This is a genomic window from Draconibacterium sp. IB214405, from assembly GCF_033963885.1.
Taxonomy (GTDB): domain Bacteria; phylum Bacteroidota; class Bacteroidia; order Bacteroidales; family Prolixibacteraceae; genus Draconibacterium.
The window spans coordinates 559,084-582,452 of record NZ_JAXBMA010000001.1 but is presented as its reverse complement, the minus strand read 5'-3'; the positions used below and the strand labels follow the sequence as shown (position 1 = coordinate 582,452).

Below are 23,369 nucleotides of genomic sequence, written 5' to 3'. Positions count from 1 at the left end.
TTCCTTAAATAAAAAGTAAGCCCGGTAACTAATAATTACCGGGCTTACTTTTTATATCATATTCCTGATTTAGTTTATGCCAACCACCGAATCGGTAGCCACCACATTTGCAACCATAAGGTTTTGCTGCGACACTTCGATGGCACGCAACAAGGTTTTGTCAATTTGTTTGATGATAGGATAAAAACCCTCTTCACCCATAATATTTCGGGCAATATAGGCTTTCATTTGTGTATTGAGCACCAGCCTCGATTCACTCAATCCTTTTGCATCTTTTTTAACTCCTTTTTCCTCGGCATAAGCCACAAAATCATTCAGGGCACTGTTCTTATCCAGGTAATTTTCAATTTCATCGGCCGAGTTAAGCTTTGTAAGTTCATCGCGATGTGAATCGGCATAAGCATAAGCAAATGAATATACGAGTCCTTTTCGGTAGATCAGGTTGTAATAATCCGAAGTTCCTGCAGTATCAACCGGAACAAAAAAGTCAGGCATAATACCACCGCCGCCGTAGACAACACGTCCACCTTTGGTTTCGTAGCGCAACGAATCGGCAAAATGAATACTATCGGCCACCAACTGCTCCATATTATGGAAACGCTCGTAAATGTGGTTGTAATACTCCTCGTTACCATCTTCGTATGAGCTTTGAATACAACGTCCGCTTGGCGTATAAAAACGGGCTACGGTGAGGCGCAATGCCGAGCCATCCATCAGCGGAATTTGCTCCTGTACCAAACCTTTTCCAAACGATCGACGCCCGATTACCAATCCTCGGTCATTATCCTGCATAGCGCCGGCAAAAATCTCGCTTGCCGATGCCGAAAACTCATCGATCATTACATAAACACCAATATCAGCGAAAGTAGCTTTAGCCGAAGCATTGTATGTTTTTCGCGGCTGATTTAGCCCTTCTGTGTACAAAATAGGTTCTCCCTTTTTTAGAAACTCATCCACCATTTGCAACACGCCCACTAACGATCCGCCGGGATTACTCCGCAAATCGATGATCACCTTTTTGGCGCCTGCGTTCTGCAGTTTTAACATACCTTCAACAAACTCGCGGTAAGTTGTATTCGCAAAACGGCTAACTTTTATAAATCCGGTCTCATCGTCAATCATGTACGACACATCAACGCTGTACAGCGGAATATCGCCTCTGGTGATCTCAAATTCGAGTTCACCATCATAACCTTTTCGCATCACACCAATTCTCACTTTCGAATTCTTTTCGCCGCGCAAAAGCGACATCACTGTATTGTTATGCACATCAACACCGGCAATTACCGAGTCGTTTACCGCTACAATCCGGTCACCGGGCAGCACTCCTACTTTACTTGATGGTCCTCCGGAAATTACCTCAATAACACGCACTGTATCTTCCTGAATCGAAAACTGTACACCGATTCCGGAAAAGTTTCCACTCATCTCTTCCTGCACTTCTTCCATATCTCTGGCAGGAATATAACTGGTATGCGGATCCAGGTTTTTTATTATTTCAGGAATGGTTTGTTCCACAATATCGCCCGTATTTACACTGTCAACATATCCTTTATTTATAAGATCGAGAATAGTGGAAATTTTATTGGGCTGAGCAAAACCGAAGCTATTAAACGACGGCTGGGCATTTCTGTTTAGCATGTTGCCAATCAGAACTCCTATTGCTACCGCCATAGCTATTATTACGGGTAAAAGTATTGTCGTTTTCTTATTCATACACTTTGTTCTTCAACCAACATTGCACTCAATGCCGGTTTATGTTTTAATTGTTTCTCATGTGCCTTAAAATAGACGCTTTAAATATCAACCTGTTTCACTTCAATATCGGCACGTTTTAACAGGTTTATGCCATCCTCAAGCCGGTAACTTTCGGTGAATACCACTCGTTTTATTCCTGCCTGAATTATAAGTTTCGAACACTCTAAACAAGGCGAAGAGGTTACATACAAAGTAGCACCGTCGCTACTGTTGCCCGATTTGGCCACTTTAGTAATGGCATTTGCCTCGGCATGCAGCACGTATGGTTTTGTTTTGTTGTCTTCGTCTTCACAATTATTTTCGAATCCCGACGGCGTACCGTTATATCCGTCAGAAATAATCATTTTATCTTTTACAATTAACGCTCCTACCTGACGGCGTTTACAATACGAGTTCTGCGCCCAAATATCGGCCATCTTCAGGTAGCGCTGATCGAGTAATTTTTGTTTTTCGTCTTTACTCATAAATTGTTTTCTTTTAACTGAATGGGTATCGTTTTTATGCAACGATTACAAATGTAATACTGATTTTCAATAAATATTGATATTATAACACCGATAGGGGTATTGTGGTTGATTTTAAGAATTTTTAAAGATTACAATCTCAGGCTATTGATGAGGGGAAACAAAAAACGCCGCAAAATGCGGCGTCTTCAAATCAATTTGAAAATATCTTCTATTCTTTAATTAAAAGCCAAACATCTGAATATTTCGGGAATGCATTGCGTACCTGCGCTACACGGCCACGAGCCTCACTTTCGCTCTTATACGAATTCACACAAACACGGTAATAACCTGTTTCGCTGTGAAGAATAATTGGTGTAAAACCTTCGTCGATTAGTGTAGTACGGTAATTCTTAGCATTATCTAACTGACCGAACGATCCGAGAATAACAAAGAATGTATTTCCGGCATTGGCAGTCTGGTCGGTCTGATTGGTAAAAGACACCTGTTCCTTACGCACAGCAATTGGTTTCACGTCGGCCACAGGCTCCGACTTAGTTACAGCGGTAGGCTGGGCATCGGTAGTTTCAGTACCCGGAACGGTAAATACTTTTGTTGGCGCAGTAGTATCGGTAGTATACTCCGATTCGGCCTGAGCCGGTTGCTTAAATATTTTACATGATGATGCTACTGTTGCAACAACCACCAAAAGAATAACTATCCTCTTCATATTATTTCTGTTTATCTGTTAAAATCTAAAGCGAAGATAAGCATAAGCGCTGCCATCGTATTTCTTATCAAACGCAAGTTTTGCACAGCTTGTTGTTTGCAACTGAAAATTATGTAGGTTGATGCGTTACTTTTTGCACTTGGCTCCTGCACCTCCGCCACCAAAAAACAGCATCACTCCTATTAAAAATCCAAAGTTATACCAGCCTCCTGCATTTGGAAAAGCATAAATCTCGTAATCGGTAAACAAGCTGGCAATAAAACTGAATAACAGGATAAAACCATGAAAAACACCTCTAATAAATCCCGGTGGATCGCCAATATTTTCGAACGATTGTGTGGCGCATCCGGCAAAAAGAAGAACTGCAGTTAACACCACTGCTAGAAGGATTAATGTACGTTTCATTTGTAATCTATTTTTAGTTTAACTCCGGAGATTTCCAGACTTTGCTAACAAGTTAAACTATCTAATCGAGACAGAAAAGTTAAAATGACTGATTATTCCTGAATAATTTGTTTCATAAACTCAACAAACTCCGGAGTATTGAGCCTTTCGTTGAGCATAACAAAATACGGATTTATAAGGATCGGCTTGTTGTAGGCCATGGTTTCGAAGGTATCCTGCCTGAACACAACTCCACCAAATTCTTCCACCATCAACTGTCCGGGCGCCGTATCCCACTCCGAGCAAGGTCCTGCTTTAAGGTACATATCGGCGTTGCCTTTTATTATTTCAATCTGTTTTTTTGAACTGCCACAGTGCAGAATTTCCAGTTCAAAAGTACGTTTCATTTTTTCGATCAGCTCGGCCTCGCGTGGTTTAAAGAACGAGCGACTTGTTGCCACGCGAATTTTACCCGCATAAATTCCGGGCTTCTTCATTTCAGAAAAACTACCCTTGCTGTCGAACTCAAAAATCCCCTCTCCCTTACTACAAAACCAGCCCTTTTGTTTTAACGGTTCATAAATCCAGCCGGTAACCGGAGTCGTTTTATTAATCAACCCAATATTGATACAAAATTCACCGTTTCGTTTGATAAACTCTTTTGTACCATCAAGTGGATCAACAAGGAAGTAACTCTCCCATGATTTCCGAACTGCATATTCAGGGAAATTTGTCTCTTCGTCTAATACCGGAAACTCAGGAAATATTTTGGCAAGGCCAGCATTAATAATCTTGCTCGAAGCTTTATCGGCGCGGGTAACCGAGGTGTTATCAGATTTTAACTGCTCGTCAAAATCGTTGCTTTCATATACATCGATTATTGCCTTCCCAGCCTCGGTAAGCACATTTATAACACTATTTACCTTGTTAATTTTCATCGGTTTTTTAGTAGTCACGTAAATTTAATCGTTCCGTTCTTTCTATGTAATTACTCCCTCTACAAATGGATGGTATTTAAATGTTTCTTTACACTGGAGAACAACCTATTTTGTTTACCTACGTAATAAAATTACTATCTTTTAAGCAGTTAAGATGCGTATGAACTTCAGTAAAAATAAAAACAGGGAAACAGCAGTGGCGGGTCAGTTTTACCCCTCATCTGCCGGTTCGCTGCGCAATCAACTGGAAGAGTTTTTTCGGGAAGAAAAAGAGATAGTAAGTTCGCACACTTTAAGGGCCATTATTGCACCTCACGCTGGCTATATTTTTAGCGGACAGGTGGCTGCTTCGGCCTACCAACAAATTCCACCAAACAAAACGTATAAGAATGTTTTTGTGATCGCCTCCAGTCATCGGTATTCGTTTGGCGGCGCTTCAGTTTATACCCGGGGAAATTACGAAACGCCGCTGGGTGAAGTTAAGGTGAACAGGAAACTTGCGAAAGAACTTTTGGCTTTATCGACGATTTTTACCGATCACACCGAATCCCATCTCTACGAACACAGTCTGGAGGTTCAACTCCCATTTTTGCAATATCGGTTGGATCACAATTTTCAACTGGTTCCAATAATTATGGGCACCAACTCCGCCAATGATTGTAAAAAACTTGCAGAGGCACTTCAACCTTATTTTACCACTGATAATCTTTTTGTGGTAAGTACCGATTTTTCGCATTTCCCAAATTATGACGATGCTTGCAAAGTTGACCAGTTAACGGCTGATTCCATTTGCCAGAACAATGCTGACGAGCTCTTAGACACACTCGGAAAAACCAAAAAGGAACACATTAACCATCTTTCAACTTCGTTATGCGGCTGGACATCGGTGCTGACTTTACTTTATCTTACACAAAACAACAATTTCATGATAAAACAGCTGGATTATAAAAACTCAGGCGACAGCAAATTGTATGGCGAAAAAGACCGCGTTGTTGGATACTGGGCACTGGCTGTTTATGAAAAACCGGCTTTTTCAATTAGTCCATCCGAGAAACACGATATCTTACAATTGGCACGAAATACAATTAGCCGATATCTTGGTAAGGACACGGAGAAAATTAAGAAAGCTGAAAAAGGGCAAAGTATTCTGGATGAAAAAGCAGGTGCATTTATCAGTGTTTATATTGATAATGAACTGCGTGGTTGTATCGGTGGATTTGCCGGGGAAAAAACATTACGCGAAATGATTTCCCGCCATGCTGTTTCAGCAGTAAACGACCATCGTTTTGATCCGGTTGAGCCAATCGAACTCGACCGAATGACGCTTGAAGTTTCAGTGCTTACTCCATTAAAAAAGATCAGTTCGATTGATGAGTTTGAATTGGGCCGACATGGAATTTACATAAAAAGTGGATTTAATTCGGGAACTTTTCTGCCACAGGTAGCAGAAAAAACAGGTTGGAGCAAAGAGGAATTTCTTGGAAGATGCTCGCAAAATAAAGCCGGAATCGGTTGGGAAGGCTGGAAAACAGCCGAACTATTTACTTACGAAGTGGCGATAGTAAAAGATGATCACGAAAAAATCTCCTGAAGTACTTTTAACGATTTTATTTCGCCCAGGGTATCAAAATGCAAACGATAGTAGTCAACCAAACTCTCTAACAACGAATCACGCATACTTCGTTTAATTTTCAGCTGATCGAGTTCATTGATCTTCAACAGGGCCAGTTTTACCAGTTGCGCTGTAGCCTCTTTATTGGCGAACATCGGATGCGATGGTTCAAACGGAACCACAACTCCCTTTTGCAAATCAAGCCAGCCCTCGAAACCCGGCATTGTTGTATCGGGCATAAAACCCAGATATTCGGTTAAATGAAATAAAAAATACAAATGAAAATTCGCCTTTCCTTCATCCATCAGATCGAGGTACAACAGCGCGTGTTTTATAAACTCAAACAGCTCGGGATAACTCTCCTGCTCGTGGATGGTTTTGTACAGCAATTCTGCCAGAAAGATAGCTTGCGTTGACTTTACAATATCAAAAGGAATATCCTGGTAAGTGGCAAGACTTTTAATCGCCCGGATTCGCTGCAGATCTCGCGACTGTTTCTGATATGCTTCCAGCTCTACCAAAAACATCGGTTGCAGCAAACTGGCTTTATTTTTCGATTTTTTGCTTCGCGCTGCATTGATCATATAACTTTGCCGCCCAAATTCCTTCGTGAATATGGTAGCAATTACACTGCTCTCGCCATATTTTACCGAGTGTAAAACAATTCCTTCCGTTGCAGCTATCATAAATCTGTTAAGCTATTTCTAAAGCCTTATTAATGGATGAACAATACTTTTGTGATGTGCGTTTCTTCCCCATTTTCGTCGTTACAAAAAACCATATAAACACCGGTTTTTACGCGGTTGCCATTTAGATTTGTACCGTCCCAAACTGCCTGGCCTCCAAACGAAGTTGTTTTAAAAACAAGGTTTCCGCTGATGTCGGTGATTTTTACGTCGGTATTTTCAATCAGGCCGGCAATGGTTACCGGGCCATCGTAAGTTTCACGAACCGGATTCGGATACACGTATACATCACTGTACGAATCCGCACCACCTGTTGCCTCTCCCTGATAGGAGATCAGCCCCTTGTCAGTACCGAAAAATACCTCACCATTTTTTTGATTGATCGCAATCGACAGAATGTTATTCGAAAGTAAGGGACTATTTTCAGTGGTAAAATGCAGGACCTCAGCGTCTCCGCTTTCTGACACCAAAAATACGCCAGAACCTTCCGTCCCTAACCACTTACGATTAGCTCCGTCAACAGCAATAGCAGTAACAGTTTCGGTTTCAAGCAGCGGATGATAAATACCGTCATTCAGATCGAGACCCGGCTGAGTGGCGTAAAAATTATCCGAACTCCAAATTCGCGACGGATTACTATACACCGCCACACCTTTCGAACTCCCAATCCAAATTGCACCTTCCTGATCCTCAGCAATGGCAAAAACATCGTTCATTCGAGTAGTAACCTGATCGGTTCCATTGCTAAAATATGTGGTGACAAGCAGCCTTTTTTTCTGGTCTCCGTTTTTATTTACAACGTAAGCATCGTGACCCGGAACCAGCATCCATTTGTCTTGATTTTCATTTACTATGATATCCGTAACATTATAGCTGTTGGCAATTTCAGATAACTCAAACGATTCCCAATCGCCTGACGACGTTAACTTATGCAAATTGTGCGTACACTCTGCATTCGTTATCCACAGGTTTCCTTCCGAGTCGAAGCTCATCCCTCCAACACGTGTAAACGGCTCATTAGGCTGTTCAGGCAAAGCAGTTTCCAACGGACTGTTCAGGTTGTAATACCTTTCCACCAACTCATCGTTGCGGTATTCCAGTAACCCTCCTCCCCAACTGGCAACAAAAAAATGATTCGGATCGCGGGGATCCACTTCAATTGCTAAAATATTATGAAATCCGGTCAACTCAGGATGTGTTTCGTTGGTAAAATATGTCCAGCCATTAGCTCCAAAACGCTGAAAAAGTGGTTCGATATAACCGGCGGTACTACCCGGCGACATCCAAATATCGGTACTAAAGGCGCCAACAAAATACATATCGTTATTTATTGGCCCGGGAGGCAATGTCTGTTCAAAACTCTCGCCGTAATAACGCACCAATACTTCCTTATTATCTGCAATCCAAACCGAACCGTCGGCTGACACTGCAGCACTTCGCGGTGTAATACTCTCCTCAGTTCTGTCGCCGAACACATAGCTATTTATCTGCCCGATTCTATTATGATTGTTATCGATGATAAAAACCGCATCGCGACTGGCAATGGTTAAATACTCGCCATTACTTTGCATATCAAAAGCATAATGAATAGACGAATTGTAGGGCTCCCAGGTGTTGTTATTGAGCATATACATTTCATCGGCGTACCACTCGCCGGCTGCGTAGTTGGCAATTATGTTTCCGGCATGATAAACCAACTGACTGAAACTTTCATCGGCATGCGGAATGTCATCCACATGAATCCAGTTGGCAAAATTCGCCAGGTTCGATTCGTTTTTATCCGCACGGTAAATTCCCTGATCGGTAGCCGCAAAAATCGAATTGACATCGGTTTCCACGTCATTTACTTCCAATGACGATCCTCCGTCGCCGATATAATAAGTATCCTTTATTTCCTGCTTGTCAAGATTGAGTACTACGATTCCAAAACCACAGGCCAGGTAGGCCTCATTTCCCGATATACAAATATTATTGATGATCTTGTTCCCGGCAATGGTTTTCCGCTTGATGTCTGACAGATTAACTACCTCCCCGTCATCGAAAAGCAAATCGATATTACCGTTTGAATAGGCAATTACCAACACCTGATTTTGCTCGCTGTACGCGATGGAGTTTACGCCAAAATCCGAAAGCTCGATTCCGTCGCCAAATTTGTTTACACTATTGTCTTCCAGATCGTAATAAAACAGGCCACCTTCGGTAACACAGTAAACTTTATCAGACGAAACAGCAATTTTGCTGGCATTATTATACGAAAGATAATCTTGCCACGATCCCTGTTCACGCTGTGCCTGCGAAATAAAAAATATCGAGAGAAATAGTACAGAAAGTATAAATTGTTTCATCATTTAATCCAGCTTTTTTAAATAGTCGACCAGTTTTTGCACGGCTCTTCCGCGGTGACTGATCTTGTTTTTATCTGCGAGATCCATTTCGGCAAACGATTGGTTAAACCCGTCTGGTCTAAAAATAGGGTCGTAACCAAATCCAGATCCTCCACGTTTTTCTTTTAGTATTTCGCCGTTTACAATGCCTTCAAACTGCTGTTCTTCACCATTAATTACCAGCGAAATTACAGTTCTAAAACGTGCTTTCCGCTCATTTATTTTAGCCAGTTTTTCAAGCACTTTATTCATATTCGCCTCCGAATTTTTGTCTTCACCGGCATAACGTGCCGAGAAAACTCCGGGCTCACCATTCAGCGCTTCAATTTCAAGGCCGGTGTCATCAGCAAAACAGTCTATTTTAAATTTATCATAAATATAAAAAGCTTTTTGGCTGGCATTTCCTTCAAGTGTAGGTTGTTCCTCCGGAATTTCGTCGAAACATTCAATATCTTTCAAGCTCAGCAGCGAGAACTGATCTCCCAAAATTGCTTGTAATTCTTCCAGTTTGTGTTTGTTATTTGTAGCAAAAACGAGCTTCATCATCCAATAATTTTAGGTAAAAATAAGAAAATGACTCTACTTTGCAGGCACATTCGGGAATAGCTTTTTAAGGCACAAAAAAACCGCTTGATCTTAATCAGCGGTTTTCACTATCGTAATAATGTTTTTAGTCGCAGGTGCAGGTTTCCAGACAATCAACAATCTGACTTAAAATATTGTATCTCAAGTAGTAATATGTATTTTTTCCTTCGCGCTTCGAACACAAAACTCCTTTGTCACGCAAAATACCCAAGTGATGCGATGTAGTTGACTGCTCAATTTTCAGCAGTTCGTGAATCTCGGTTACTGTTAATTTTTTTCCTCCCTCCAAATGTTTCAAAATAGCAATTCGCATTGGATGTGCCATTGCCTTTAACATACTCGCAGCGATCTCTAATCGCTCGACGTTTATCTCCTTGATATCTACCATGGTTATACCTTTAGAAATGCAAATATATAAATATTTGAGACTTGTTTACTGCTTTTTTGTCTGTGGATACTTAACATTTGTACATTATCAGGAATTTTTAGTTTTTTTAAATAAAATGTCTGTTTTTATTTAAAATTGTTCTAAGTTCGTTCATCGAAAAAGAAGCCCAAAAAGGAATGACGACGATAAAAAAAATAAAGGCCCCCATTGAACAAGAACTGCTTGATTTTGAGCCTTATTTTAAAAAATCGTTGCAAAGCGATATCCCTTTACTGGCAACCATTTTAAATTTCCTTTATCGAACCAAGGGCAAACAGCTACGCCCTATGTTTGTGTTTTTATCGGCAAAACTGCACGGCGGAACCAACGAATATTCAAAATTGGCAGCCTGTTCGGTTGAATTATTGCACACCGCAACACTGGTTCACGACGATGTGGTTGACGAGTCGTACGAGCGCCGCGGATCGTTTTCGGTTAAAGCACTTTGGAAAAACAAACTGGCTGTTTTAGTAGGCGATTATATTTTGGCACGCGGACTGCTTCTGCAACTCGAGAGTAAAAAATACAACTTCCTTCATCTGATTTCGCGCGCGGTGCAGGATATGGCCGAGGGAGAAATCCTGCAAATGAAAAAAAGCCGCAAGCTGGACATCGACGATGAAACCTATTTCGAGATCATCCGCAAAAAAACAGCTTCTTTAATTGCTACGAGTATGGCCATTGGCGCAGCATCGGCAGTTGACGACGAAGTGATCATTGAAAAAATGTACAGCATTGGGCAGGATGCCGGAATTGCTTTCCAGATAAAAGATGATATTTTCGATTACCAGTCGAAAGGCCTTTTGGGCAAACCAACGGGCAACGACATTAAGGAAAAGAAAATCACACTGCCACTACTTCACGTTTTAAATGAAGCTGACCGTACAGAACGCAAGCGGATTTTGAGGCTGATTAAACGCAAAAATAACAGCTCGGCAGTTGTTGAAGAACTGATAAAACTGGTAACCGAAAAAGGTGGCCTTGAATATGCCGAACAAAAAATGAATGAGTTTAAAGACAAAGCAATTGCCGGATTAAACGAATTCCCAGATTGTGATGCACGCGAATCGCTCATCGAGCTGATGAACTATATTGCCACCCGCAAAAAATAACCATTGTGTTTTCTGATATTGAGCACGCGGCTATCATCGAAGATTAAATACTGCCCTTTTATGCCAGCCAATGTTCCGGTAATTTCCGGGAGTTTATCAAAACCAACACTTTTAATCTTGTCAGGAAACTGCTCAACGGGGTAATTTATTTCTGTTACACTATTTTCCGGATCCATGTATTTCTGCAATTCCAGCGGAAGCAGATTTGTAATACGTTCTTTTTCCGCTGCCAGATCAAAATCTTTTAAGACTTCGTTTTTCAGCATCGCGCGCCAATTGGTTTTATCGGTAAAATGATCCTTAAGAAACACCTCGATAACACCTGCAATGTGGCGGTTGGGTGTTTTGGCAATTTTAATGGCATAACTGGCTCCCTGATCGATCCATCGCGTTGGAATTTGATGTTCGCGGGTAACACCAACTTTTAAAGCGCTTGACACGGCCAAATACACAAAATGGTCGATCAGATCGTGTTTCTTTGCCCATTCCATGTCGCGAGCAATTCCCAAATGTGCCTTCGATAATTCGGGGCGAATGATCGACTCACTGGCTTCGGGAGCCGTTTGAAGACAGTTGTAACAAAATCCCTGGCTAAACGATGTTTTTGTTTTTTTGCCACACGATACACAATTTATCTGACCGTCGAAACGCATCGAGATTTCTTTACCGATCAGTGCGTTCACATCAATTTGTTGTTCGCCAATGGGCAGGGTATATTTTACCGGCGTATTATGCTCAGTGATCATTTTTCGTATGTTGCCTTCAAATTCCATGATAACTATTTTCTGACGTGAAAATAAGACAAAATGTGTATCATACAGTTTTTGTATTATTTTTTAATTTGAATGTCCGCAATTATTCACAACCGACAAGTCCCCCCCTCTGTCAGCTCCCTGATCCAGAATTTTCCCCGCAAAAACCCAGTTATCAGACGTAAAAGATGCTGAAACAAGTTCAGCATGACGAGCCATAAATAGCTGGAAAATTGATTGGATATTAATTCCTCTAATCATCAAAACCGGGTCGTTTGAATTCCATTACACCGGGAAATGTTTTTAGCATTTGCTTTTTTATCTGCGTCAGCTCGAGCAAAAACTGCAGGATTTCGTCTTCCATTTCACTAAAACCGGAGTAAAAAACCGAAAGCGCATCCATCGATCGTTTAATGCCAATTATGGCAATCTTTGCCGATCCCAGGTTGTCGGCGTATAAACCGTATTCGTCGTCGGGATCGTTTTGCCGCTGTTCAAGTTCCAAATGAGCCCGATGAACTTTAGCACCGATAAATGCACTGTACCACTGAATTACCTCGGCTGCATCGCGGTATTTAATCATCGATTCGTCGTCGTCGATCATAACCAGTTTTTCAGCTTTATCCGAGAAAAACTCCTTATTCTCGTTCATCCATTTGTGAATGTTGATCCCATAATTTCGGGCCTTCACCTCCAAAGGCGTTTCAATGTGCTCGGGTAATTCAATATCTTCAACATCACTCAGGTCGATCCCCTCTTTGTCTGCATCCTCTTCAATCATTTCCATGGTCACTTCCCAGGCCACGCGTATCTGATCCCAAAAGTTTTTATTCTCCTCATCAGGATTTAGCGAATCATCTTCGATCTTATTTTCCTGTTCATGCAAATAGGTCAAACATTTTTGCGTCATGGTACAGCGTTCGCACCAACGATCGCAATAGTTGTAAATTCCCGGAACAAGATCTTTTCTGTTTGCCAGGTCGAGCAATGTTCGTTTAAAGTGTTCTTTTCTCGATTTCATAGGTGCCAGACAAGTGGTGTTAGCAGAGTAACAAGGCAAATCGATAAAAAGTTGAAACGATCTTTGCGGCGGTTAAAGTTTTGTGTCGTTTGCCACGCCTAAAATACCGAGGTAGAGCAGTTTTGCAGCATCTTCCATAATCTCGGGTGTAAGCACATTTGTTTTATCGAGAGGCATGTGGTAGTGCACCGGATACACCGAGTTACGCGTCCACAATCCAAATGTTTTAATACCTACATTTTCAAAATTTGAGGCATCGGAACGTGGACGACCGTAATTTTTACTAACTGCCGAAGCTCCCATTTCGCGGTGAATAAAATTATTGTTAGCGTCCTCAAAGTGGCTATATAATTTTGAGTGCGTTTTTCCTCCCGACACAAAAAATCCGGTACCGTTTCCAACCATATCCAGGTTGATCATCAACTTTGTTTTCTCAACAGGGAACAAAGGATTTTTACAGTAATATTTCGAGCCGTACAAGCCACACTCCTCGCCACCGATAAGAATAAAAAGTACCGAACGTTTTGGCTTTACTTCCGATGAGGCCAAAGCTTTTGCAGCCCCTAAAATATCGCTGATTCCCGATGCATTATCCAAGGCGCTGGAAAAGATTACATCGCCCATTTTCCCCTGCCCATCGAGGTGACCACCGATAATTATCACTTCGTCTTTTAATTCAGGATCGGAACCTTCTATCATTGCAACCACGTTACAAGCCTGCGCATCAGGGAAATATTTTGTTTCGGCGCGGATAAATACTTTTTGATCTGCCGGCAACTCAAACGATGGCGTTTCCATATTTTTTAGCTGCTCACGAATTTGCTGGTAATCTTTTCCGGCATCGGCCATAATTTGTGTTAAAACCTTTGTATCGACGTGTGCATAAACAAATCCTTCGAGATTTACCGTATTCGGATTGGCCAATTTGCTGGCGTAAATCATTCCGGCTGCACCATGTTTTAGTGCATTTCTGAATTTATACCGGTGATACGCGTATGGTGTCCATTTGCCCAGTGTTTCATCGTTTTTGGTGTACGGCGTTCCACTCTCGAGAATGATAATTTTGCCTTTTACATCTACAGCTGCATAATCGTCGTAATCCAGTTCCGGGGCGGTAATTCCATGACCAACATAAACCAGTTCGGCCTGAACTGTGCCGCTTGCCGAGTTGGAACCCGGTAAATAATCTTCCGGGAAATCGAGATATGTTTTTTCGTCGCCGTTAAAGTAAACCACCGATCCCAGCGAGTTTACATCGGAATATTCGTTTGGGAAGTACTGAAAGTAACTATCACCATTTGCAGGTTTTACACCAAACTCTTCAAATTTTGAAGCACACCATTTGGCTGCTTCCAGATACTCCGGAGAACCGGACAAGCGGCCTTCGTATTTATCAGAACTCAGTTCCGTTGCATACTCCATTAATTCGTTGCTCGAAATGGAATGAAAAGTTTTTAAACGTAGGTCACTCTCATTCTGCTGTGCAAATCCATTTACAGTAAATGCTGCGAACAACAGCACTAAATAATATTTTACTTTCATCATTAAAATTTTGAGAATCGATAAAAATATAACTTTTTGCTTGTATCGGCTTTTAAATCTATAAAAGTTGAATAATTAATTTGGGAATTGGTAGAAAATGAATCGTAGCAACTATTATTCTGAACTCATTTCAAAATCCAGACCAGCAGTTCTCAATAAAATAGAGATGATGAAACCAACTAATGAAGACCATTTACGCATTAAAATACATCGACTTATTCCTCATCGTAAACCAAAACCACATCGTCGATGAGTAGCTTGCTGCCGACTGCTCCGGCAAAATTAGCTCCATCGTAACTCGACGAAGCCACAAAAGTAATGTGGGTTGGTAACATATAAGTAGCCGAATCGCCCGACACAAAATTCCCGTCGTCCGGGCTCATATAATCGGGATACGAGTCGTCGAGTGGACCATAAACAAACTCTATTTCCCTGGTAATCATCTCCGACTGATTTTCGTCGCTGCGAAACCAGGCTGTTCCAAGCCGTTGCGTTGTTCCCCCCAGGCGAACTTCGAGAAAAGCGTAAATATCGCAGTTATCGCCATAATCCAACACATTTCCGTACCGGTCTTCATTCACGTCGCCCGGAACATACGAATAGGTAAAACGGATTTTATCGGGTCGGCCGGTAAACGGTGTTCCAAATGCGATGGCTGCTTCCGGATCGGTCGGATCCAGTTTATCGGAATCGAAATAACCGGTAAACAACGAACCGGCGGCAATGGGTGTTTTTAACGGAACTCCTGCCAGTCCCAGATCATAAGTTTCCATCAGGGCGGCCATATTTCCACTGCCCAAATCGTAAGGTGTTGTAGCAATTTTTCCCAAAATCTGGGTTCCCGGGTTTCCGGTTCCCCAAATGGTGGAAGCAGCATCGGTACCGGGCTCGTAATATCCCGAGCTGGTTTTGTACCAGGTATTCAAATCGCCGTTGTCGAGTTGCGGTGTTGCCGACGCTACAAAGGTTTCTATTATCCAGGCAGTTGTGCTGCCATCTTCGGCAATTACGGTAATAGTGGCATCGCTGCTCAGATCGATTACATCGCCAACAGCTTTATCGGCAGTTGCAAACGATGAAAGTTCCAGCTCTTGTATCACCAGCGACGAAAGCTCAACACCGCCGGGAATTTCAATGGTAACGGTCTTTAAATCGGTATCGATAGTGGCATTACCAGCCTGATTGCTAACCAGAAACTTTTTAATATTTCCGTAAGGCGACAAACCAAAATGATCTTCCTTAACACAGGAAAACAGGACCAGTAGAATTGCAATTATATACATTGACCTTTTCATCTCGCTGCCTCCTTCCTGTTTTTACCCGCTCCAAAATAATAGGCCAATCCCAGCTCAAGCGAAAGCAGATTAATGTTAAAATCAACATTTTGACGTACTTGTTTCGATTCGGGGCCTTCGTTGGTGCTGCTTTTTGCCACATTTAACTCGTAGCCCAAAACATTATTCAACTGCACCTCGAAAGCAAAATTCTCCATGGCAAAAAAGGTAATTCCCGGACTTAATCCTACCCCGAAATTGAATTCCTTTTTAAACTTTTTTTCTACCTCATCAATGTTTTTCACATTACGGGTTAGCGAGTTACTTCCACCCAGCGTAAATCCAAATTCAGTGAAAAAACTCAATCGCTCGGTTTGTGTCAAAGGCACCGAAGAGCGAAATCCGGGACTTACGGCAAATCCACGAGACAGGGTATTCGACTGCACGGTGTCGGGATCCTGAAAAACAGATCCACCAAAACGATTCTGAAAATAATTTAGATTAATAATTACCATACCATAATCACCAGTGTAGTATCCTCCCTTGAGCAACAAATCGTAGTCGAGCCGATCTCCTTCAACCACCTTCTGAATCAAGTAATTGGTATTGGTAAGGTTTTTATCTGTTACCGAAAAAGCCAGTCCCACATAAAAATTACCTTTTTGGAAAGGATGAAAATTTTCGATGTAATAATTTGACAACAGATCGTAGGGAGTGAGTTTCTGATCAATCTTTAGCGAATCCTCCTGTGCGAACAGATACACCGGCAAGATCAGAAGAACGACAAGTATCCGGATGTTTTTCATTTTCATGGATTAACGGCATTTCTCTATCAAATATAAGGCATTGCTTTCAGAGTAGCTGCACACACAGTCTGAATAATGCCACTGCATGATACAATTATCCCACCGTTGCGGGGATTTTTAGAGTATACAAACGACAGGATATTTACCCTTTTGTACAGACAAAGAATAGGTGGGCGAATAATTTGTAACAACAGATGGAGTGTTGGCTTAAGGCTCTTGTTGATTCACTGGTATCGAAAACTTAACGTCTGTACCTTTATCTATTTCACTTTCAATCCAAATTTTGCCATCGTGTTTTTCCACAAAATCTTTACAAAGCGTTAATCCTAATCCGGTGCCTTTTTCATCGGCTGTTCCTAACGAGGAATTTACCTGCGATATTTCGAAAACAGATGTTAATTTTTGAGGCCCAATACCAATTCCATTGTCGGAAACAGTAATGGTAACAGCCGAATTTCCTTGCTCAGCACTTATTGATACGTTCCCGTTTTCGTGGGTAAATTTTATGGCATTCGACAGTAAATTCCTCACCGTAGTTTTCAGCATATTTCTGTCAGCGTAGAGCTCCACTGTATTTTGAATCTTATTGCTAACGTTGATTTTTTTATTTTCAGCAGAAATTTGCAAACCCATAATTTCCTCGTTGCACAAATCTTTCAATCGCACAATTTCCGGTTCAAAAGGAATTTTTGAAGATTGAGAATGTGCCCACAATAATATATCTTCCAATAAATTAAATGTGTTTTGAGTCTGGCTTTTTAGCGTATTAATGTATTTCTCAATCGTATCCTGAGAGAAGGTATGAAGGTTGTCTGATATAACTTCTAAAAAACTATTTATACTGCCAATAGGACTTCGCAAATCGTGCGCAATAATAGATACGAACTTATCTTTTGTGGCATTCAGCTCTTTTAGTTCGGTAAGCATTTCCCGGATTTTTTTCTCGTCGTTTTTTTGCTGAAAAATCTTCCACACCGTTTCCGACAATAAATTTAGCTGAATGACATCATCCTTGTCATAGGGCAAAGGTTTGTTTGCAACTCCTAATATAAAATTGATTTCTTCGTTTTCGAAAAAGGGCGTAACCAGGTAGTTTTTTACATTTGAACACCCCTTGAAGTATCCCTCATTTGACGATTCCCGGTCAATATTATTTGCTGTTACCGTTTTTCGCTGCCTGACAGCTTCACCCCAAAATCCTATTTCATCTAAACCTAAATTTTGCTGCGTAATTCCAGTATTGCATCCTTCTATCCCGCACTTCGTCCATGAATTTAATACAAACTCTTTCGTCTTTTCATCGTAATGATACAAGTACCCGCACGCGCTCTGCGTTATTTTAACCGCGGTATTCAGCGCATGATCGAATATTTCCTGTTTATCGGTGATGTTGTGCTGCGAAAGTTCCAGTAAGTCGTGCAAACGCGAGCTGTTTAGCTTGATCTTTTCATTGGACAACACTCTCTCTGTAATATCATGATTGTTTACCCTGATTCCTAAAAATGATCCGTGAGGATCAATTACAGGCTGACAATTATGCTCGATCCAGCGAATATCACCATCTTTTCGTTTAATTCGAACCTGCATAACATCCGGTTTATGGATGGTTCCAACATCTGTTCTGTGTGCCTCCCATTTCGTTTTATCATCCTCGAAAATTATTGCATCAATCAGACCGGGATTTTCATTCAAATCCTCTACTTCGTAACCCGTAAATCGTTTAAACGAAGGTGAAACATATTGTAACGATCCATCGGGATTTTGCCAGTAATCCCAGTCATTGGTGAAATCGGCAACTGTTTTAAATTTAAACCTGGCTTCTTCCAGTTCTTTTTCGTATTGTGCCTTTTGAAGTTTGGTATGGTGGATTTTTAATACTTTGGAAATTTTACCCGGCAATTCATTTTTTAATTCAATCGATTTAACCACAAAGTCGAGGGCACCGGCTGTCATCGCTTTTACAACGGTTTCAATACTGTCGTCAACGGTAAGAAAAATAAAACTAAACCGATCTTTTCCCTCACCTAATTTTTCCAGAATTTCAAGACCGTTCATGCCCGGCAGTTTGTAATCGAGTAAAACAATATCTGCATGCGTTTCCGGATTATTAAGGTAGTTGAAAGCTTCTGTCCCCGATTTAATGCTCGTTATAAGATACATTTCGTCAGAGATTACATTTTTTATAAAATGTATGAAGTCAATGTTGTCCTCAACAATTAAAATTTCAACCTTTCTGTCAAATAAGTTATTGCTCATAAGAAATGCTAGTTGTCGTTAATTGCTTTTTTCGTATCGCTAATTACTCCCCAATAATATCCGAGTTTTGCAATTTTTTCGGTGAATTCATCGTATTTCAATGGTTTCACGATATAATCGTTGGCACCAAGTTTTAAGGCTTTTGCCACGTCCTCGCTGTTTGCAGTTGTTGTCAGCATAACAATAGGAATGTTCAAACATTTTTTTTCTGCGCGGATTCCTTCGAGCACCTCAAAACCATTTTTAATCGGCATTTTTACATCCAGAAGAATAAGTATTGGGTTTGGCTGATCACTGTTTTCTTCATCTTTCATCTTAAAAAAGTAATCCAGTACTTCCTGTCCGTTTGAAAAATGAATGATTTCATTCATTAAATTGCTTTTTTTCTTTAGCGTACGAATGATCATCCGTGCATGGTCAGGATTGTCTTCTACAACCAGTATGGGAGCGAATATATTTTTTTGTTCTTTATTCATTGTTTCAATTTCTGTATCTGATTTTGAGCGTGGTGCCTTTTCCAACTCCTTCCGACTCGGCCCACAGGTCCCATTGGTGTTTTTCAATCACTTTTTTACAAAAAGTAAGTCCCATTCCCACACCATCTGTGTCGATTTGCATGAGGCGTTCACCAGCCTTGAAAATGGAAAATAACTGGTCTTTGGGGATCCCAATTCCGTCGTCCGCCACAAAAAGTATGTTGTTCTTTGCACCAATGGTGATTTTCTTTCCTCCGTATACCAATGCATTAACAATTAAGTTTCTGAAAACAGTTTCGATGCGGTATTTATCGGCATGTAGTTTTGGCAAATCTTCAACAACGATATTTGCTTTTTTATTTTCAATGAATAAGGCCAGATCCATTAATATTTTTTCAACAATCACATTCAAATCAAATGTTTCAAACGGATGAATTTTAGTATTCAAGCGGGAAATGTCGAGCAGACTTTTAATAAGATTGTGCATGCTTTGCGCATTGTTTTTTAGCCTCAGCAAACAAAACTTCCCGTTTTCGTCCAACTCGCTGTCGTAATCTTCCAACAATTCAGAAGCGTAGCCTTCCATCGAAATCAGGGGTACCTGCAGGTCATGCGAAGTGATATATACCATTTCTTCCAGGTTCTCATTCATTTCAATAAGTCGTTGTTCCACTTGCTTCCGTTTGGTAAGGTCGAGTCCGTAAGCCCAATTTTGCTTCCCAATGGTTTTAAATCCCCATGTTATATTTTTCTCAGAACCATCTTTGCATTTTACAATTGCCTCAATGGGATCGATTTCCGATTTTGTTTTAATCGCCTTCCCTACTTTCTCCTGCCATTCTTTTTCTAATCGTTCGCGGTATTCTTTGTTCGGATAGGCAAGAGGCCACCATTGGTTAAAATTAGGCACTTCTTCAATGGTGTATCCAAACAAATCGACAAAAGTATGGTTGATGTACTCGGCGGTTTGCTCAATTCCTGTCGACATATAAATAGCCATTGGCGAGGTGTCGGCCAGGGTCTTAAATTTTTCCTCGCTTTCTTTTAATTCTGCTGTTAATCGTTCGGCAATCAGCAGTGCTTTTGTCTTTGTATTTTGCAGGGATGACGTTAAAAAGAACAGCAGCAAACTGGTTACCAGACCTCCTATAAATACGATGATTACCCGATTCGATAATAACCATTCAAATTTGTTCGACTGTTGAAAATATAAGGTCCATGTTTTGCCGTTAAATTCAATCGGCATTCCAAGTGTCCTGGTTTTCTCAGGCGCTTCATTCACTTTCCCATGTTGACTATCGAAAAGAAGCGCTTCCGCAGTAATATCTTCGTTGTCGTATATCTGAAGGTGTATCCTTTCGGAATTAATGGCATCCCAGCGCCCGAGTATCCCGTTCATTAAATCGTCCATCCGGTAAGGGCTGTAAACCCATCCGACAAACGCTTCTCTTCGCTCAGCAATGGTTGACATCGGTTTGTCTTTCTTGTAAACCGGAACATACATTAAACTTCCGGCCTGTAGATCTTCGTTGGTTTCCTGTACCAGTAATACTTTTCCGGTAAGGGCTGCCAGGTCATAATCCCTAGCCTGTTCCATGGCTTTTCGTCGTACCGGCTCGGAGTACATATCGTAGCCAAACGCACGTTGATTCCTGAAATCGAAGGGTTCAAGATAGATGATGGCGGTGTATGTATCCCTTTTACCTTCGGGGTAAATGTGAAACTCAGGAAATCCTTCATTTCTAATAATTTGAGTCAGTTCGCTAAGTTTATTTTCAGGAACAACAACCGAATATCCCACTCCCTGTATTCCGGGTAAATTTTTATCTATTTTACTTTTTTCAATAAAATCATGCCACCCGACACGGGTAACCTCATCGGATCCGATAACATAAGCAGCTCCACTTCGCAAAAGTTGGGCATGTGCGTACAACCGCGACATTATCTTCGTTTTAATCTCCTGGCAGACCATCCCAAAATCTTTATTCTCTTCTCTGCTGAGATTCAAATGAGTAGCGTATGTAAGCGCTCCCGTAATTAGCACTCCGATGATCAGAACCAGGAAAGCTTTCCACGAGACTTTGGATAGTTGTATCATATGGTGATTTTGTGTTTTCCCTTTCACAGATTTCAATTTTTTAATCCGAATCCCTCAAAATAAAGGTAAAATAAAATATATAAATATGAAATTTATGGAATGGGGCCACAACACGGGAGGCTCCTGTATAAGCATTATTGGAACCTTCTTGTTTAATAACAATACACCTTAACTTTTTTCAGCATTGCAGGCTTAGGCACGAATTACCAAATCGCGCCGGTGGTAAAAATGCTTCTCTAAAAAATACCTAACGGCCACTTCCCTGACGCTCAATCATCCAGCCCGGATATTCCGGCGAAAGTTTACTCACTTCAGCCAGTTCTTTTAGTTCGCTTTCATCAAGTTTTACTTTTACCGCATTCAAGTTATCGGCTAATTGTTCGGGTTTGTTGGCGCCAATAATTACCGACGAAACTACGGGCTGATGCAGCAACCACGCCAATGCAATTTGGGCCACGGTAACTCCTTTGTTTTCCGCAATTTTTCGCATCACATCCACAATATCGAAGGCTTTTTCCTTATTCACCGGAGGGAAGTCGAAATTCACCCGTCGGCCTTCTTTTGTCTTGGCATCGCGGCTGTACTTGCCACTTAACAAACCTCCCGCCAGCGGGCTCCAAACCATCAGACCAACTTTCTGATCGAGCAGCAAAGGAACAAGTTCGCGTTCCAGATCGCGGCCGGCGATGGTATAATAGGCTTGCAACGACACAAATTTACTCAGGTGTTGCTGTGCCGAAATTCCCAGTGCTTTCATCAGTTGCCAGGCAGCCAGGTTGCTGCAGCCAATGTACCTTACTTTTCCACTTTTAACCAGCAAATCCAATGCTTCAAGCGTTTCTTCAAGGGGTGTAAGTTTATCGAAACCATGAATCTGGTAGAGATCGATATAATCCATATTCAGACGAGTTAGACTTTCGTCGGCTTGTTGCAGAATGTGCTTTTTGCTCAAGCCGACTTCATTCGGCCCTTCGCCCATCTGACCACGCACTTTTGTGGCAATTACCAGGTCGTCGCGTTTTAATCCCAGGTCGCGAATGGCTTGTCCGGTCATTTGTTCGCTCAATCCTTCACTATAAATATTGGCGGTGTCGATAAAGTTTATTCCGCCGTCAACCGATTGTTTTACGAGGCTGTTTACCTGGTCCTGTGGCAGCGTTCCAATGGCTGTCCACATACCGCGGCCTCCAAAGGTCATTGTTCCCAAACAAAGTTCTGACACCAATAATCCTGTGTTTCCCAATAAATTGTATTTCATAATGTATGTTTTTTGGATGTTAAAATCTAATCGGGTTGTTGTGTTTTTGTTTAGAACTAAAACAATACGAATTGCAAATAGTTCTGATAATCAGCAGGTAATTCACGACATGCGGCAAAAAATGAGTTGCTCTCTTAAAGTATAAACTCCGGGTACCGGTTTACCTTAATATCCGTTGCATAAATCTTTATTCAGAATCGAATTGGCGTATTGTGCCCGGTATAAATCCAGGGTATCGCAAATCAATTGATTGATTAACGGGTGCGATTTTTCTCTTGGCGAACGTACATATAGATCTTTAACCGTACTATTTTCTTCCAGTACCTGAATATGAAACGAAGTGCCATCTATAGTTATGTATTGTCCACTACGCCTGTCTCGCAGTAGCTCCGTTTTGTCGGTTTTGTAAACAGAGTCGATCAAACTGAAATACTCAGCATTTTCCGATGGATCGATGATAATACTGTCGTCCATGTATATTTCATACTTTCCTCTGATCTTTTTCAATTTAGATAATAATCTATCTTTTTTTCTTTCAGATGTTGCCTGCCGTCTCTTGTTGAAAATCCGTCTAATTTTCTCTTGTTCTTCCATGTACTTGGGATCAACATCTACCTGCTTCTTGTAGTATATTTTAACCTGCTCACTGTCTCGTTCAATCTGCATATTCAGCTTCATGCTACTAACTCCACCAAAAGCATCTATGGTAATGCTGTACTTCAGATCTTCACGTCCTTGACCGAATATCACCAGGTTTGAAAATACCAGAATTGCTGTTACGAGTGTTTTTAAATTCATCCTCTTCAAGTTTTCATGCACGCTGCATG

Annotated in this window: 21 protein-coding genes; 2 read left to right on the top strand and 19 right to left on the bottom strand. The window is 41.2% G+C overall.

From position 1 onward, the window contains the following. Nucleotides 1-69: 69 nt before the first annotated feature. The 5 genes from SLH46_RS02050 to SLH46_RS02030 all read right to left on the bottom strand — a co-directional run bounded on the left by SLH46_RS02050 (nt 70) and on the right by SLH46_RS02030 (nt 4,253). Nucleotides 70-1,716, bottom strand: a complete 1,647-nt coding sequence (locus SLH46_RS02050) for a S41 family peptidase (protein WP_320279477.1) — start codon at nt 1,714-1,716, stop codon at nt 70-72. 80 nt (nt 1,717-1,796) lie between these two features. Then, nucleotides 1,797-2,222, bottom strand: coding sequence for a deoxycytidylate deaminase (locus SLH46_RS02045; protein ID WP_320279476.1), 426 nt, complete (start codon nt 2,220-2,222; stop codon nt 1,797-1,799). Nucleotides 2,223-2,433: 211 nt separating this feature from the next. Then, nucleotides 2,434-2,931: an SPOR domain-containing protein gene (locus tag SLH46_RS02040; protein ID WP_320279475.1), complete on the bottom strand. Its 498-nt coding sequence runs from the start codon at nt 2,929-2,931 to the stop codon at nt 2,434-2,436. Nucleotides 2,932-3,057: 126 nt separating this feature from the next. After that, on the bottom strand, nt 3,058-3,336 hold the full coding sequence (locus SLH46_RS02035; RefSeq protein ID WP_320279474.1) for a hypothetical protein: 279 nt from the start codon (nt 3,334-3,336) through the stop codon (nt 3,058-3,060). A 92-nt stretch (nt 3,337-3,428) separates the two neighbouring features. Further along, entirely contained in the window at nt 3,429-4,253 is an 825-nt protein-coding gene (locus tag SLH46_RS02030; RefSeq protein ID WP_320279473.1) for a 3'(2'),5'-bisphosphate nucleotidase CysQ family protein, read from the bottom strand. A gap of 160 nt (nt 4,254-4,413) precedes the next feature. Here SLH46_RS02030 and amrB point away from each other — a divergent pair, with 160 nt between their 5' ends. Further along, nucleotides 4,414-5,844: an AmmeMemoRadiSam system protein B gene (gene amrB / locus SLH46_RS02025; RefSeq protein ID WP_320279472.1), complete on the top strand. Its 1,431-nt coding sequence runs from the start codon at nt 4,414-4,416 to the stop codon at nt 5,842-5,844. Here the strand turns inward: amrB and recO are convergent. From recO to SLH46_RS02005, 4 genes are all read right to left on the bottom strand, one after another. Beyond that, on the bottom strand, nt 5,826-6,551 hold the full coding sequence (gene recO / locus SLH46_RS02020; protein ID WP_320279471.1) for a DNA repair protein RecO: 726 nt from the start codon (nt 6,549-6,551) through the stop codon (nt 5,826-5,828). The two genes, amrB and recO, sit on opposite strands and share 19 nt — an antisense overlap. A gap of 29 nt (nt 6,552-6,580) precedes the next feature. After that, nucleotides 6,581-8,899, bottom strand: coding sequence for a type IX secretion system anionic LPS delivery protein PorZ (gene porZ, locus SLH46_RS02015; RefSeq protein WP_320279470.1), 2,319 nt, complete (start codon nt 8,897-8,899; stop codon nt 6,581-6,583). Then, nucleotides 8,900-9,481 (bottom strand): non-canonical purine NTP diphosphatase, encoded by a 582-nt coding sequence (locus SLH46_RS02010; RefSeq protein WP_320279469.1) that lies wholly within the window; start codon nt 9,479-9,481, stop codon nt 8,900-8,902. A gap of 124 nt (nt 9,482-9,605) precedes the next feature. Continuing rightward, nucleotides 9,606-9,908 carry an ArsR/SmtB family transcription factor gene (locus SLH46_RS02005; RefSeq protein ID WP_320279468.1) on the bottom strand — a complete coding sequence of 101 codons (303 nt, stop codon included), beginning with the start codon at nt 9,906-9,908 and terminating at the stop codon, nt 9,606-9,608. Nucleotides 9,909-10,084: 176 nt separating this feature from the next. Here SLH46_RS02005 and SLH46_RS02000 point away from each other — a divergent pair, with 176 nt between their 5' ends. Further along, nucleotides 10,085-11,059, top strand: a complete 975-nt coding sequence (locus SLH46_RS02000) for a polyprenyl synthetase family protein (protein WP_320279467.1) — start codon at nt 10,085-10,087, stop codon at nt 11,057-11,059. On the opposite strand, the gene SLH46_RS01995 is transcribed toward SLH46_RS02000, so the two are convergent. The 10 genes from SLH46_RS01995 to SLH46_RS01950 all read right to left on the bottom strand — a co-directional run bounded on the left by SLH46_RS01995 (nt 11,035) and on the right by SLH46_RS01950 (nt 23,340). Next, complete coding sequence (locus SLH46_RS01995) at nt 11,035-11,832, bottom strand: DUF2797 domain-containing protein (protein ID WP_320279466.1); 798 nt, start codon at nt 11,830-11,832, stop codon at nt 11,035-11,037. The genes SLH46_RS02000 and SLH46_RS01995 overlap by 25 nt on opposite strands. A 232-nt stretch (nt 11,833-12,064) precedes the next feature. Then, nucleotides 12,065-12,832 (bottom strand): hypothetical protein, encoded by a 768-nt coding sequence (locus SLH46_RS01990; RefSeq protein WP_320279465.1) that lies wholly within the window; start codon nt 12,830-12,832, stop codon nt 12,065-12,067. A 72-nt stretch (nt 12,833-12,904) separates the two neighbouring features. Next, nucleotides 12,905-14,377, bottom strand: a complete 1,473-nt coding sequence (locus SLH46_RS01985; protein ID WP_320279464.1) for a M28 family peptidase — start codon at nt 14,375-14,377, stop codon at nt 12,905-12,907. 212 nt (nt 14,378-14,589) lie between these two features. Beyond that, nucleotides 14,590-15,657: a PCMD domain-containing protein gene (locus SLH46_RS01980; protein ID WP_320279463.1), complete on the bottom strand. Its 1,068-nt coding sequence runs from the start codon at nt 15,655-15,657 to the stop codon at nt 14,590-14,592. An 8-nt stretch (nt 15,658-15,665) separates the two neighbouring features. Continuing rightward, nucleotides 15,666-16,460, bottom strand: a complete 795-nt coding sequence (locus SLH46_RS01975; RefSeq protein WP_320279462.1) for a hypothetical protein — start codon at nt 16,458-16,460, stop codon at nt 15,666-15,668. A gap of 201 nt (nt 16,461-16,661) precedes the next feature. Next, nucleotides 16,662-18,710, bottom strand: coding sequence for a hybrid sensor histidine kinase/response regulator (locus SLH46_RS01970; protein WP_320279461.1), 2,049 nt, complete (start codon nt 18,708-18,710; stop codon nt 16,662-16,664). Nucleotides 18,711-18,718: 8 nt separating this feature from the next. Beyond that, a complete protein-coding gene (locus tag SLH46_RS01965; RefSeq protein WP_320279460.1) occupies nt 18,719-19,186 on the bottom strand; it encodes a response regulator in 468 nt (155 codons plus the stop codon). A gap of 4 nt (nt 19,187-19,190) precedes the next feature. Further along, nucleotides 19,191-21,284: a CHASE domain-containing protein gene (locus tag SLH46_RS01960; RefSeq protein ID WP_320279459.1), complete on the bottom strand. Its 2,094-nt coding sequence runs from the start codon at nt 21,282-21,284 to the stop codon at nt 19,191-19,193. Between the two features lie 247 nt (nt 21,285-21,531). Next, nucleotides 21,532-22,542 carry an aldo/keto reductase gene (locus tag SLH46_RS01955; RefSeq protein WP_320279458.1) on the bottom strand — a complete coding sequence of 337 codons (1,011 nt, stop codon included), beginning with the start codon at nt 22,540-22,542 and terminating at the stop codon, nt 21,532-21,534. Nucleotides 22,543-22,707: 165 nt separating this feature from the next. After that, on the bottom strand, nt 22,708-23,340 hold the full coding sequence (locus SLH46_RS01950) for a hypothetical protein (protein ID WP_320279457.1): 633 nt from the start codon (nt 23,338-23,340) through the stop codon (nt 22,708-22,710). Nucleotides 23,341-23,369: the final 29 nt, after the last annotated feature.

What these genes read in the sequence shown, in the direction of transcription:
- SLH46_RS02050 (WP_320279477.1), bottom strand. Translation starts at nt 1,716, where the DNA reads ATGAATAAGAAAACGACAATACTTTTACCCGTAATAATAGCTATGGCG.
- SLH46_RS02045 (WP_320279476.1), bottom strand. Translation starts at nt 2,222, where the DNA reads ATGAGTAAAGACGAAAAACAAAAATTACTCGATCAGCGCTACCTGAAG.
- SLH46_RS02040 (WP_320279475.1), bottom strand. Translation starts at nt 2,931, where the DNA reads ATGAAGAGGATAGTTATTCTTTTGGTGGTTGTTGCAACAGTAGCATCA.
- SLH46_RS02035 (WP_320279474.1), bottom strand. Translation starts at nt 3,336, where the DNA reads ATGAAACGTACATTAATCCTTCTAGCAGTGGTGTTAACTGCAGTTCTT.
- SLH46_RS02030 (WP_320279473.1), bottom strand. Translation starts at nt 4,253, where the DNA reads ATGAAAATTAACAAGGTAAATAGTGTTATAAATGTGCTTACCGAGGCT.
- amrB (WP_320279472.1), top strand. Translation starts at nt 4,414, where the DNA reads ATGAACTTCAGTAAAAATAAAAACAGGGAAACAGCAGTGGCGGGTCAG.
- recO (WP_320279471.1), bottom strand. Translation starts at nt 6,551, where the DNA reads ATGATAGCTGCAACGGAAGGAATTGTTTTACACTCGGTAAAATATGGC.
- porZ (WP_320279470.1), bottom strand. Translation starts at nt 8,899, where the DNA reads ATGATGAAACAATTTATACTTTCTGTACTATTTCTCTCGATATTTTTT.
- SLH46_RS02010 (WP_320279469.1), bottom strand. Translation starts at nt 9,481, where the DNA reads ATGATGAAGCTCGTTTTTGCTACAAATAACAAACACAAACTGGAAGAA.
- SLH46_RS02005 (WP_320279468.1), bottom strand. Translation starts at nt 9,908, where the DNA reads ATGGTAGATATCAAGGAGATAAACGTCGAGCGATTAGAGATCGCTGCG.
- SLH46_RS02000 (WP_320279467.1), top strand. Translation starts at nt 10,085, where the DNA reads ATGACGACGATAAAAAAAATAAAGGCCCCCATTGAACAAGAACTGCTT.
- SLH46_RS01995 (WP_320279466.1), bottom strand. Translation starts at nt 11,832, where the DNA reads ATGGAATTTGAAGGCAACATACGAAAAATGATCACTGAGCATAATACG.
- SLH46_RS01990 (WP_320279465.1), bottom strand. Translation starts at nt 12,832, where the DNA reads ATGAAATCGAGAAAAGAACACTTTAAACGAACATTGCTCGACCTGGCA.
- SLH46_RS01985 (WP_320279464.1), bottom strand. Translation starts at nt 14,377, where the DNA reads ATGATGAAAGTAAAATATTATTTAGTGCTGTTGTTCGCAGCATTTACT.
- SLH46_RS01980 (WP_320279463.1), bottom strand. Translation starts at nt 15,657, where the DNA reads ATGTATATAATTGCAATTCTACTGGTCCTGTTTTCCTGTGTTAAGGAA.
- SLH46_RS01975 (WP_320279462.1), bottom strand. Translation starts at nt 16,460, where the DNA reads ATGAAAATGAAAAACATCCGGATACTTGTCGTTCTTCTGATCTTGCCG.
- SLH46_RS01970 (WP_320279461.1), bottom strand. Translation starts at nt 18,710, where the DNA reads ATGAGCAATAACTTATTTGACAGAAAGGTTGAAATTTTAATTGTTGAG.
- SLH46_RS01965 (WP_320279460.1), bottom strand. Translation starts at nt 19,186, where the DNA reads ATGAATAAAGAACAAAAAAATATATTCGCTCCCATACTGGTTGTAGAA.
- SLH46_RS01960 (WP_320279459.1), bottom strand. Translation starts at nt 21,284, where the DNA reads ATGATACAACTATCCAAAGTCTCGTGGAAAGCTTTCCTGGTTCTGATC.
- SLH46_RS01955 (WP_320279458.1), bottom strand. Translation starts at nt 22,542, where the DNA reads ATGAAATACAATTTATTGGGAAACACAGGATTATTGGTGTCAGAACTT.
- SLH46_RS01950 (WP_320279457.1), bottom strand. Translation starts at nt 23,340, where the DNA reads ATGAATTTAAAAACACTCGTAACAGCAATTCTGGTATTTTCAAACCTG.